At 39.5% G+C, this 12,726-nt stretch carries 6 protein-coding genes; all 6 read right to left on the bottom strand.

Going from position 1 to position 12,726, the window contains the following annotated elements:
* Positions 1-443: 443 nt before the first annotated feature.
* Positions 444-3,083: a bifunctional aconitate hydratase 2/2-methylisocitrate dehydratase gene (locus IAE20_RS07205; RefSeq protein WP_200460140.1), complete on the bottom strand. Its 2,640-nt coding sequence runs from the start codon at positions 3,081-3,083 to the stop codon at positions 444-446.
* A gap of 285 nt (positions 3,084-3,368) precedes the next feature.
* Complete coding sequence (locus IAE20_RS07200) at positions 3,369-3,638, bottom strand: hypothetical protein (RefSeq protein ID WP_200460139.1); 270 nt, start codon at positions 3,636-3,638, stop codon at positions 3,369-3,371.
* A 134-nt stretch (positions 3,639-3,772) separates the two neighbouring features.
* Positions 3,773-4,132, bottom strand: a complete 360-nt coding sequence (locus tag IAE20_RS07195; RefSeq protein WP_200460288.1) for a hypothetical protein — start codon at positions 4,130-4,132, stop codon at positions 3,773-3,775.
* 95 nt (positions 4,133-4,227) lie between these two features.
* Positions 4,228-4,749: a DUF4124 domain-containing protein gene (locus IAE20_RS07190; RefSeq protein ID WP_200481932.1), complete on the bottom strand. Its 522-nt coding sequence runs from the start codon at positions 4,747-4,749 to the stop codon at positions 4,228-4,230.
* Positions 4,750-5,354: 605 nt separating this feature from the next.
* Positions 5,355-9,860, bottom strand: coding sequence for a translocation/assembly module TamB domain-containing protein (locus IAE20_RS07185; RefSeq protein ID WP_200481933.1), 4,506 nt, complete (start codon positions 9,858-9,860; stop codon positions 5,355-5,357).
* Between the two features lie 23 nt (positions 9,861-9,883).
* Entirely contained in the window at positions 9,884-12,631 is a 2,748-nt protein-coding gene (locus tag IAE20_RS07180; protein ID WP_200460136.1) for an autotransporter assembly complex protein TamA, read from the bottom strand.
* Positions 12,632-12,726: the final 95 nt, after the last annotated feature.

The raw sequence follows: 12,726 nt of genomic DNA, 5'->3' as shown, positions 1-12,726 counted from the left end.
CTTTAGGCATCTCGGTTGTGAATGTTAAGGAATTAGAGATTTTCGTTGCTTCGCTCTTGTATCTTAAACAAGGTGAAATAGAACAAAAGGTAGAATTGTTATGTTTAAACTCCGAGTATGAAAAAAAGAAACTAAAGTATTACATTGGCTATATTTCTCTTTATCTAAAAACTAATCGTATAGATGAACGTGAGAGGATTATTTTTATAATAGCGACGACATTTGTAGATTCGATCCATCCTGATTTAAGTTTTGAAGCTCTAAATTATTATGTTCTATTATTTTCTTTTAAAACTTTCATAGAGCTTATTTTCATTCAATCATAATCATAAGGGCTGATTACTCAGCCCCTATAATTCACTTACTTAAGACATAATTTTCAAGTAATGCATAATTTTACTTTCAAACTCGAAGGAAGCAGTGCTTCCTTCTTTGCTCGATTATTAAGTTAATTGAGCCGCAGCAATTTTCTTAGTATCTACAGTGTTTGCAGCATCTGTATATTCGCCCATCTTATCGAAGTTCAAATATTTGTAGATGTCAGCAGACATGCTGTCGATTTGAGCAGCATATTGTTGATACTCTTCTGGACTTGGAAGCTTACCCAGAACCGCTGCAACAGAAGCAAGTTCAGCAGAAGCAAGGTAAACATTTGCACCTTGACCTAAACGGTTCGGGAAGTTACGGGTAGAAGTCGATACGCAAGTGGTATTTGGTGCTACACGTGCTTGGTTACCCATGCAGAGTGAACAACCCGGCATTTCTGTACGTGCGCCAGCTTTACCATAGATGTTATATAGACCTTCTTCCATCAACTGATGTTCGTCCATACGCGTTGGAGGAGCCAACCATAGACGAGTTGAAAGCGAACCACTCGGTACTTTATCGAGAAGCTGTCCCGCTGCACGGAAGTGTCCGATGTTGGTCATACAAGAACCGATAAATACCTCATCAATCTTGTCACCTTGAACTTCAGAAAGAAGTTTTGCATCGTCTGGATCGTTCGGGCAGCAAAGAACTGGTTCTTTAATATCAGCAAGATCGATTTCATAGATTTTGGTATATTCAGCATCAGCATCAGCTTTAAGAAGCGATGGATTTTCTAACCATTTTTCCATGTTCTCGATACGACGAGCCATAGTACGTGCATCGCCATAACCTTGTGAAATCATCCATTTCAACATGGTAATATTAGAACGCAAGTATTCTGCAACTTTCTCTTCTGAAAGTGTAATTGCACAACCCGCAGCTGAACGTTCAGCAGAAGCATCAGATAATTCAAATGCTTGTTCAACAGTTAGGTCAGTTTCCATTTCAGTCAAGTCGATTTCTAAGATACGACCAGAGAAAATGTTTTTCTTACCTTTTTTCTCAACAGTAAGATCACCTTCCTTGATTGCGTAGTAAGGAATCGCATGTACAAGGTCACGTAAAGTGATACCAGGCTGCATTTTGCCTTTGAACTTCACAAGAACTGATTCAGGCATATCGAGTGGCATTACACCAGTAGCAGCAGCAAACGCAACAAGACCTGAACCCGCTGGGAATGAAATACCAATTGGGAAACGAGTATGTGAGTCACCACCAGTACCAACAGTATCTGGCAATAACATACGGTTTAACCAAGAGTGAATAATACCATCACCCGGACGTAACGATACACCACCACGGTTCATAATGAAGTCTGGAAGTGAATGTTGCATTTGCACGTCTACTGGTTTTGGATATGCAGCAGTGTGACAGAAAGACTGCATTACAAGATCAGCCGAGAAGCCTAAACAAGCCAAATCTTTCAACTCATCACGTGTCATAGGACCAGTGGTATCTTGAGAACCAACAGTCGTCATTTTCGGTTCACAGTAAGTTCCTGGAATTACACCTTGACCTTCTGGAAGACCACATGCACGACCTACCATTTTCTGAGCTAAAGTAAAGCCTTTGCCAGTTGCAGCAGGTTGTACTGGAGTACGGAACAAAGTAGAAGGCTCAAGACCTAGAGCTTCACGTGCTTTAGTCGTCAAACCACGACCAACGATCAAGTTGATACGACCACCTGCACGCACTTCATCTAGAAGAACAGGCGTTTTAAGTTCAGATTCAGCAATTTGTTCACCGTTTTTGAACGCTGTTACTTTAGCAGCAGCATGGTCAATTTTCAGTGTGATTTCGTCGCCCATGTTCATGTTAGCAACATCAATCTCAACTGGTAATGCACCCGCATCTTCCATTGTATTGAAGAAGATTGGCGCAATTTTTGTACCTAAGCAGTAACCACCATCTTTTTTGTTCGGAATATGAGCAATTTCATCACCGAAGAACCAAAGAACAGAGTTAGTTGCAGACTTACGAGAAGAGCCCGTACCAACAACATCACCCACATAAGCAACTTGGTTGCCTTTTGCGATGAGGTCTTTAATTTGATTAAGCGGACCCACTTCACCTGGTTTTTCAGGGTTAATACCATCACGCTCGTTTTTCAACATTGCATTGGCGTGTAATGGGATATCTGGACGGCTCCAAGCGTCTTGTGCTGGAGACAAGTCATCTGTGTTAGTTTCACCTGTAACTTTGAAAACAGTCAGCTTAATTTCTTCAGGAACATCTTTACGGCTAGTGAACCATTCAGCATCTGCCCAAGATTGTAAAACAGCTTTTGCATTGGCATTGCCTGCTTTTGCTTTATCAGCAACGTCATGGAATGCATCAAACACTAGAAGCGTTTTTTTCAATGCTTCAGCAGCCAAACCACTGAGTTCAGCGCTATCAAGCAAATCAACTAAAGGAGCGACGTTATAACCACCAAGCATTGTGCCAAGTAAGTAAACTGCACGTTCTTTAGAAACTAATGGAGATGTCGCTTCACCTTTTGCAACTGCTGACAAAAAAGCTGCTTTTACATAAGCCGCTTGGTCAACACCCGCTGGAACGCGGTTTTCGAGCAAGTCCACAAGAAACGCTTCTTCGCCTGCTGGTGGATTTTTTAGCAATTCAACCAGATCAGCCGTTTGCGCATCATCAAGTGGCTTCGGTGGGACTCCGAGTGCGGCACGTTCTGCAACGTGTTGGCGGTAAGCTTCTAGCACAGTGTTATTCCTCTTTTTTAAAAAATTATTTGCAAATTCCTGCCAAGCAAAGCTTTGCAAATAATATGGACAGCAAAATTTTACTAAAAATCAAGTCAAAAGTTAATGCAAGCGCCGTGCTTCTTCGTGATTCTCATTATTTTATAGCGAAATAGTACTTGACAGTTTGCTATGCAAAAATCATAAAAAACAGGCTCTAACTGCTTTACTTGGCTTTGCCATGGTTTAAATCAATAAAAAAGGCAACCTATGTTGCCTGATTTTGTTAATAAAAACTATAAAACCTTAGTGGACTGTGGTGGTTTGTAAATATTGATTTAATGCGTCCCGATTCCCCTCAAACTTAATCTGGACTTCATCTTCATGTAACATCGCATGATCGGCACTGGCAAATGAGATGGTCACCTCATAAAGTTTGGCCTTTTCATCAATCACTTCCCTGATATAAACCTTGTCACCCACACTCAATACGTAACGACTACCACCGATGATTGCCACACCTTGAGTGTCTTCAAGCAACAAATCAGCATTATGCAGATAAGCAATAACTTCCATCTTTGCTCTCCTATCGTATAATTATTAGTCAATTTATTATTCTTTATTTTTATCAAATTATCTATATCAAGTATTCAAAATACTCAATAAGTTTGTAACTGCTCGCCTTTTGTTTCAACCTAAAAAAACCGTTCTTAGAACGGTTTGTAGTTAGGCATTTTATCATGTGGTGTTGCAATACACTGATCTGTGGTTTGCTTGCGAATATTTTCTCGAGCAGCGTCAGGATTATTTTGAAGCTGATCAATAGGCATTGAGTAAACTTCATCAATAATTTTTAAAATAAATGAACGGGTTATCTCATCTTCAATTTTTTTTGCATGTTCAACAGCTTGTGCTTTCTCAATCGCATTCTGGCGATCAAGCATAATTGAACGAGCCGCATTACCCATACTGGTACAGTAACCATGCCATTGCTCTTCAGCCGTTAATGGTTTTTTTTCACTACATCCCACCAACGCTAAACCTAAAACAAGAAACAGAACTTTTTTCATCATTACACTGAACTTAATCTGGTGGCATCATCATACTGAATCTTGTCATATTTTCCAAAAGCTATTACGTTAAAATCTTTTCATATTTTAGATTTTCATTTATTGCATTCCATTCGGCTTCCTGTCATTTGACACACTCCACCACGTGATGACAAATAGGTATTGCCTGTAACTTTATTATAATTGTTGCCTTTATGGTCACTACAACGTACGCCATTACAGTCTTTGATCATATAGGTTAGTTTTTTGGATGAACTCGTGGTCTGAACTGTTTGAGTAGTTTCAGTTTTATTGAGTTTTGGTGGGTTTTCTTTTTCAGTACTCACGGGTGTTGCAGGTGGCTTAATGCTCTGTTTGTAAGGATTGTAGTATTCATCTGCAATTGATGCGTTTGATTTAAAATTAGTCGTCGGCTTATTTTGATTCATTGGAGCCGTTTTCTGAGATGACAGTTGTGGTTCATTTGAACGCTGCGTCGGCGGTGGTGTCGCTGAATAGGTCGTCACACCATTTGCATCCACCCATTTGTAATATTGCTTGGCGTTGCTTTGGGATAAGCAACCTAAAAGCATCAAACCTGCTACTGCCCAAATGCGTCCATAAATGACAGAATTCATCTTTACCTTCCCTAAATCGTCACAATTTTATTTAAAATAATCATTTAAATTCAATAGTTTATATTAATATTTTTATTGAAATTGTGCAATCAATCTAAATAAGTAAATTAAAGCTGTATCCCTAAATTTACTTTTTATTCAAGATCATCAGATCTGAGGTTCGGGCAGCATCATCCGTGATGGAGTTCATCAGAGATACGTTGAGATCCGTATCAAAACTATAAATATAAAAATCCTGACGGTTACCCATCAATTTTTGGATATCCTCCATAGACTTAAATTTATGTGCCTCCTCAAAATGTGTCGTAAAAGATTTAAAAAAGGGAAATTCATTATTTTGATATATAAAATCGATTGCAACAAAATGCACTTGATCTTGATGAACTGATTTTTTTACCAAACAATAAAATATGGTCATCATTTTACCCCGTCTATATCTGCAAAGTAATTCATCAATACGTCATAACCGCGTATTCAATATTTAATATTATTGTGATTTCTCTTCTTTTTTTCTTATCATTTCATGAGGCTTTTTTTGTATTTTGCACAATCAGTTTTACTATGATCTAGATAGAAAAGCCGCTTCGAAAAGCGGCTCTGTATCTTTAAAAACGCCAATTATAAAATACGTCAACAGCTCGTTCCAAAGACTGGCTGGCCTCTAGATACATTCGTTTATTCATCTGATAGCGTAGGGTTAATTTATTTACAGGTGTAAATACGCCCACTCCGTATCGGATAAATAGGTCTGGCGTAATATATCCCGTTAGACTCACTTGGGTATCATCACCTGTACCTTGCGCGTCCAATGCCAAGCCACTCAACCCAAAGGTTCGGCCAATTTGATTAGTCAATGCACGTGTTCCACCCAAGCCCATACTGATTCCTGCTGCGGCAATGGTATTGTTTACGTCTGATTTAAAACCAGCCGTGTTACTCAATCCACTACTTCCTTCATTTATACGGCCTGTCACCAATGCATTTAGTGCTTCTTGTTCGGATAAACCGGCATCATTATAAATTTGAATATTAGGTACAGAAGCCGTACCCGTTACCCGCACACCTACCGTACTACCTTGCACGGACTTGTTGGCATCGACATCTAGTGTTGGATTAGAAATCGGTCCATTAAAACGAGCAATCGCCCGATTTAAATCCAAGCTTTGTCCATATGCTTCAATCTTAACTTTCTGGCTAACCCCAATTGCGCCACTGGCACGCATAGCTGTTTCAAGACCACGCTGTGATAAATTTAGACGTCCTACGAGCGGAATACGGCTATTGAATCCCTGAAAGATAACTCGGTCACTACCAATATTAACCGAGACATCTGCTCGGATATCCCATGGTTTTGCTGCTTTTAAAATCGCAAGCTGGTCCTGTCCATCTCGTACCACACGTACATCTGAAGAAACTGCCACAACAGGTTCACTGGCTTCAGGCATCGAAATCAAAGCACGTGGAATGTCCAGTTTTCCATTCACCACTAACCGCTTACTGAATGGATAAGCCTCCATCGACACATCTGGATTAACGATGGCAGTGATCAGTGGCGCCTGACGAATTAATAAATTATCACCTTTCAAATTAAGCTGAATACGAGGATCATTTTTCCAGTCCACACTTCCTGTTAACTCTCCCACACCACGACCACTATTAAAGGCGCCTTTGATGGTTGCATTGTCCTGTCTAATTGAGGAATACAACTGGATATTAGTCAGATTAACAGGCAATGACATCATGCTAATCGAGCCATTCTTCAAGCGTAAATCACCCGTAATTTGCGGTTGAGTTAATGTTCCATTAATTTTGCCTGCCAGTGCCAAAGTTCCATCCATTGAACGTACATCACTAATAAATGGTTTAAGCACTTTTAGTTGAACATTGTTGAAAGCAACTTCACCATTCATTGGCATCGGCGTTTGGTAGGGGTTAATAATGACTTTGGCATAACCTGTACCAATTGCAGGTGTTTTAACATCCAGACGTAGCAGTAAGCCCTGACTTACACTTTTTGCAATTACACTAAGTTGATCATAACTTAAGGTCGATGCAGGATCCTGTGGATCGGCAGCAGCCAATCCAATTTCCCCATTTTGAGTGATCAATTGTGCATCGAGTTTTGGTTGCGTACCATTAGCCCAAGATGCTTTCGCATAACCATTAAGTTTACCAGTAATGGCTAAACCTTCTGGCATAAAGGCACTGAAGTCATTTAAATCGAGATCACGAGTCACTACAGAAACATTGCCGCGTGCTTGGCTCACACGTAAAGGTTGATCCAGACAAAGCTGACTATTTTGGCTCGACCAGCAATGCTGCCCAACAAATAGCTCCTGACTTGCCCGCGTATAAATCACAGCAGCATTTTGCTGTTGTTTTAAAACTGCGCGACGTGAATCAAAAATACCTTGCTGAATTTGTCCTAACCAATCATTATTTTGGTTAAAGCCGCCCGCTAGTTGCACGTAAAACTTGGAATAATAGTTCCAACCCTGTAACTGAACCAAATGAGCTTTACGTGTCCCAGATAAAGTAATACCTGCGTATTGGATCTGGCGTCCTCCACTACGTAAATCATCCAGTGTTGCTTTCAGCGAAGTTGGTGTGGTTTCTGAAGTTGGTAGTTCTCCCAATACCTGTATTTTTTTGACACTAATATCACCAAAACCAAAGTTATCAACTACGAGATTTGCCGTAGCTTTTAAGCGCGGTTGAGCCTGTACATTCAAATACCCATACGTACGACCACGTAATCCCGGATAAAGTTCATACATAGCAGGTGCATTTACTTTTAAACGTAAGTTTTGTGCATTGCCAGAAGCCTGAACCTGATTTTTACCATAAGCCAAAAATAGGTTATTTGCTTCAAATTGCTGAGGCAAGAAACCTTTTTGATTTGAGTTCAGTACCATCGATAGATTGCCCATCCCACGAACAATCTTATTATTCAAAAAGCCCGCTATATTGAGTTTTTCAATATTGATACGTTTTGAGTTTTCAGCCCACAGCCCCTGAGTTTTAAGATTACCTGAAAGCTCACCTTTTAAACTAGAAACAAAATACTGAGGTTTAAAACGCACCAATGACGTATTGATATTCCAGCCTATCGCATTTTTCAGGTTAACTGAACCTGAGGCAAAGATTCTACCTGCAACGCCATTATGCTGTAATTCAGCAATTTTAATAAAATCTGGCGTTCCTGAAATATTGAACTTTAATAACCCTTTACCTTGATTGAAAGCATTCAGCCCTCCATCATAGCGAACAGCAAAACCTTTAAAACCACCGCCTGATTTTTCATCATTAAAGACTATTGCAGCGGTGCTTTTCCCAGTCAGCTCAATCATTTCATTTTGAGCCGAATTTGCCATTCTGCCTTTTAGAGAAATCGCATCAAACTGAATAATCTGTTGATTTGGCTTTGCATAGCCGTTTGCTTTAATTTGACCATTAAGCAAATTGACAGGCGCAGCGGTTGCAATGGTTTGAGGGTTAAAATCTTTAGCATTTAAAATGGCGTTCCATTTTAGTTGGCGCTTTTCAGATGGCAATTCAACTTTGGCCTGCCCACTCAGACTTCCTTTTTGAAGAGCCTGATAAGTGAATGCAGGAACATTCAAAATATTATCTTTTAAGTCCAGTCTTGCATCGTATTTACCCGCAGGCAATGTTGCCTGTTCGTGGGTTCGTATATTAGTAGCAACATGAATATCTTGCTTACCTTCAACCAATGCTAAATTGACCTGACCTGCATCACTATCCAGCCAGCCAATATAAGGCATGGCACGGTCAATATTTTTCCATGAAACATCTAATAACATGGGTTGAGTTTTTTGTTGTGGTGTTGCTTGAGTTTGAGCGAGTTTAACGGACCATGATTCGTATTTGTCAAAATCAAGGTTTGCAGTAAGTGCCATCCCTTTTTCAAGAGAACCTTCGGATGCAAGATTTGCATCTAGTGACGGCGGTAGAAAATCTACAACTGCCTGCGGTATCACTTTATCTTTAGGATTAAGATGATTGAGACGACCTTTGACATCCCATGTGACATGATCATGCCAACCTACGTGTCCAGCAAGTGTCACAAAACCCTGCATAAGCTGACCATTAAAGTCATGAATATCCAGTCCATTTACCAAGTCTGTAGACATTAAAGACGTATATTGGCCTTGTGGAATATTTTCTCCCTTTAAATCCGTTGCTAGTTCAAGGTCGAGTTTTTCCACATTTCCTTTAAATTTGGCCATTCCATCTTTAGAAAATAACTTTTGTTCAGTCAATAATGGCCAGTGATAATTCTTAAAATTGAGCTGACCAAACATAGGTACACCATCACGGACTGGATGCACAACCGCCCAACCGGTCAACAAATCTGGTGTGTTGGTTGCCACGCCTGCTTGAATGGTATCTAAACTTCCACGCGCAGCAATCTTAATAGTATCAATGTTCAAACTTTTTAAGGATGGTATTTTTAAATCTGCATGAGCATTAAGTGGATATTTACCGCTGAATGTCATTTGCCCAGTCGCTTTATCTAAGGCGAGATAACCCATATTCATACGGGAATTTTCAAACTTTAACTCTGTCCCCGACCAAACTGCATCCTCAAGATAAATATCATGAAAATCAACTTTGGATTTCACTGTTTGAATTGATAAATGATCAATTTCTGCCTCATTCAAACGCAATACAAATGGCAATTTAATTTCACTAAATTTAAAAGGCTCGTTACTTGGAGGAGCATGACTAATGATTTGTAAATTACGAACATCTGCACGACTTAAATGAATCTCTTTGCTAAGAACTGCTCTCCAACCCAGTGAAACATCCGCTTTATCAATTTTGACATCTAGGTCTTTGAGTTTAACCCAAATATTTTTTAGAATAATTCCTTGTAAAAGGTTGCCTCCCTCATATTCATAACTCAGGATATGCTGACGTTCCATCACTCGATCAAGCAGAAATTTACTGCCCCGATCTGTTGTAAACATAACCCCTAAAGCAGCCACTAAAAAGACAATAACAATCAATAACGTCAATAATACATTTCGAAGAATGCGACGTTTTTTAGGAGGTGTAGGAGTAGCCGGTTGTTCTACGTCAGCCATAATAATCCTGAATCAAATTTATTTTAAAGTTGTGAACCGATAAAGAAATGTAATCGAATTGGATGATTATCATCAGAAATTCCTGACGCAACATCCAGTCGAATTGGGCCAATCGGTGATTTCCAGCGAATCCCCACGCCTATACTATAAGCTGTATCATTCTTAAATTTTTCGTCATACGCATTACCAAAGTCTGAAAATACTGCTGCGCGCCAGCCATCCTTAAATTGATAGTTATATTCTAGTGAACCTACAGCCAATGCCTGCCCACCGACTTTATAGCCATATTCCTCAGGTGATAAACTTTTATAATCAAAACCACGAATCGTTTGATCTCCACCCGCAAAGAATCTAAGGTTATAAGGAACTTTATCAAAATCATCAGTAAAGATATAACTTAAATCTGATCGCCCAACTAATTGATGATCATCATTTTCACCCAATGAATAAATAAAACGCCAGCCTGCGGTTAAAATCGCCATATTGGCATCGGATAATAATGATTCGCTACCCAATTCAACTTTGTAGCTTTGTTTAAAACCACGTGTTGGGTTCACGCTGCTATTACTGTTTGTTTTTGAAAGCTCGTAGCCAAATAACAAAGCTTCCTGTTCTGCATCTGAACCAGGAACTTTAAATGCATCTGGAATTTCATCATTATCAACAACACCATGCTGAGTTAGACGATCCAGACGATAGCGAAAGCCAAAACTGTGTTGCCAGCCACCTAAAGGATTTTTAATGATGCGTTCTGCACCAAACACTGCGGACTCAGTTTCTAGACTAACATCTGGGCCAATATCATCACGGTCTTCACGCTCATAACCCCCAACAATATTAATATAATCATTAATAGGGTCTTTATACGGAATGCTATAGCGACCATCCAATGATTGACGAATTTTAGATAACTCAAGGTTGGCATCAAAAGAATGGCCTAAACTATTAACAATGGCACGGCGATATTGAGTACGGATACGGAATTCTGTATCTGTACCATAACCAATACCCGTTTCCACACTATTTAAACGGTCTGCATTTAAGGTCACAATCACAGGAACTTTCTTTTCTTCCCGTGCTTGAGCTTGCAATTGTTCATTTTCAGAAGCACGTTGTTCCAGTTGCTCCCGTGCAACATGGAGTTTCTCATTTTGTTCGTCAGTCAACTTCATGCCTGCAAACTGAGTTTCATCGGCTACGTCCTGAGTGACTTCCTGACCCGACTTTGTATCTGCTTTTTGTATCGAAGCGACTTGTTCTTCTTCAAGTTTTTGCTGATCAACAAGTTCTTGTAAATCTGGCGGTAATTCAAGTGGTTTTTCAATCGGATCCGGTTTTATGGTATCTACCAATGTGTAGTTAAAATAACGTGAATTGGTCAAATTATTTGCAAGGGTATTTACACGCCAGAAGGCATAATCGTCACCATCTTTCCAAGGCGTCATGCTTTTAAGCACTTCCATTTTTAACGGTAGTTTTTTAGAAGGATCACTCATTCTAAATTCGACATTGCCTAACTTATAACGCTCACCGGTTTCATATTTTAAATTGATGGCAGCGGTATCTTCCGGTTGTTTAACTTTAACATCGTGCAAACGCCAATATGCGTCAAAATATCCATTATCCGAAGCAGCTTCAACAATACGACTTTTAGTTTGTTCGTATTTACCATGATTTAAAATATCACCAACATCTAAATCGGGTACTAGTCGAATAACCTGAAATTGTGGCGTATCACCACCCGCACCAGAAAATTCAATATTTTGTTCTTCAACCTTGACTGGATTATTCGGTGTCACTGTGACTTTGACTTTACTATCACTTACTTTTTCAAAATTAAACTTGGCATTGTAATATCCGACGGCTTGAGCTGCTTGATTACTTAAACTACGCAATTGAGGTAAAGCTGCATTAAAATCACCAAATGCTTCTTGCGTGTAACTGGACAGTTTGGCACTAATATTCGCCGCCAGATCGGCAGGTGCGCCCACAACTTCTGCACTGATACGCGGATCTGCTTTTGCTGTGTTTAAATTACGTGATGGACGTATTTTATAAAGAATACGTCTAAAAAATCCCACTTTAGCGTCGTCTTGCTCTGTTTCAGCGGCTGTCACTTCATCCAGCGTTCTGCCTGACGCATTGGCATCCACTACAATTTGTTTATCCGATTCAATTTGTTGCATCAGATGATCAATGTCAACTGGTGCCTGATTAATTTGCGCGAGTTCCTGTGCAGTCGGTGTTGAAACCGCATTTACAGTTTTTGAAGAACCATTTCGTGCAGCCGCAGCTTCTTGTTTAGCGTCTTCTGCGACTTTAAATATTTCATTTGCCATACTGGCATCAATTTGTGTATCGGGTAAATCTTGAAGATCCTCAAACTCGATGGGTTTGAATGCATCAATTTTATTGCCCGCTTGTTCTTGTTGTTGTAATAAAGCCTGACTATCCTGCGAAGAGTTAACCTGAGATGTATTAACGACTGAGTTATCAACCGAATTTTGGTTTTGAGATGCAACTGCATCAGTCTGAACCGCTGAACTGACCACATTATTTTGCTGTAATGCAGCCTGTGTTTTTGATTGCAGACTTTGACTTAAACTTGAAGAAATAGGTTCTACATGGGTATTTTCAGCATGAACCACAGGCGAAATATATAAGCCCAAAAGCATGCTTGAACAGATAAATTTGTTAATATCATGCACATTCAAGATAAAACGTACAGATTGGGCAAGAGTTGTATGTCTAAATTTAATATTTGCAAGCATGTAAAACTCTAAGCTTATTTTAATCGGATTAGCTTTAATGTATATAAATACATGGAAATCTATTGATTTTTCATCGGATCAGCCACTTAAAATAT

The organism is Acinetobacter sp. S54 (assembly GCF_016624945.1).
Taxonomy (GTDB): Bacteria; Pseudomonadota; Gammaproteobacteria; order Pseudomonadales; family Moraxellaceae; genus Acinetobacter.
The sequence above is the reverse complement of the archived record's forward strand: the minus strand, read 5'-3'. Positions and strand labels throughout refer to the sequence as shown.

Coding starts and splice junctions, on each gene's coding strand:
- IAE20_RS07185 (WP_200481933.1), bottom strand. CDS start 9,860: ATGGCTGACGTAGAACAACCGGCTACTCCTACACCTCCTAAAAAACGT.
- IAE20_RS07200 (WP_200460139.1), bottom strand. CDS start 3,638: ATGGAAGTTATTGCTTATCTGCATAATGCTGATTTGTTGCTTGAAGAC.
- IAE20_RS07190 (WP_200481932.1), bottom strand. CDS start 4,749: ATGAATTCTGTCATTTATGGACGCATTTGGGCAGTAGCAGGTTTGATG.
- IAE20_RS07195 (WP_200460288.1), bottom strand. CDS start 4,132: ATGAAAAAAGTTCTGTTTCTTGTTTTAGGTTTAGCGTTGGTGGGATGT.
- IAE20_RS07180 (WP_200460136.1), bottom strand. CDS start 12,631: ATGCTTGCAAATATTAAATTTAGACATACAACTCTTGCCCAATCTGTA.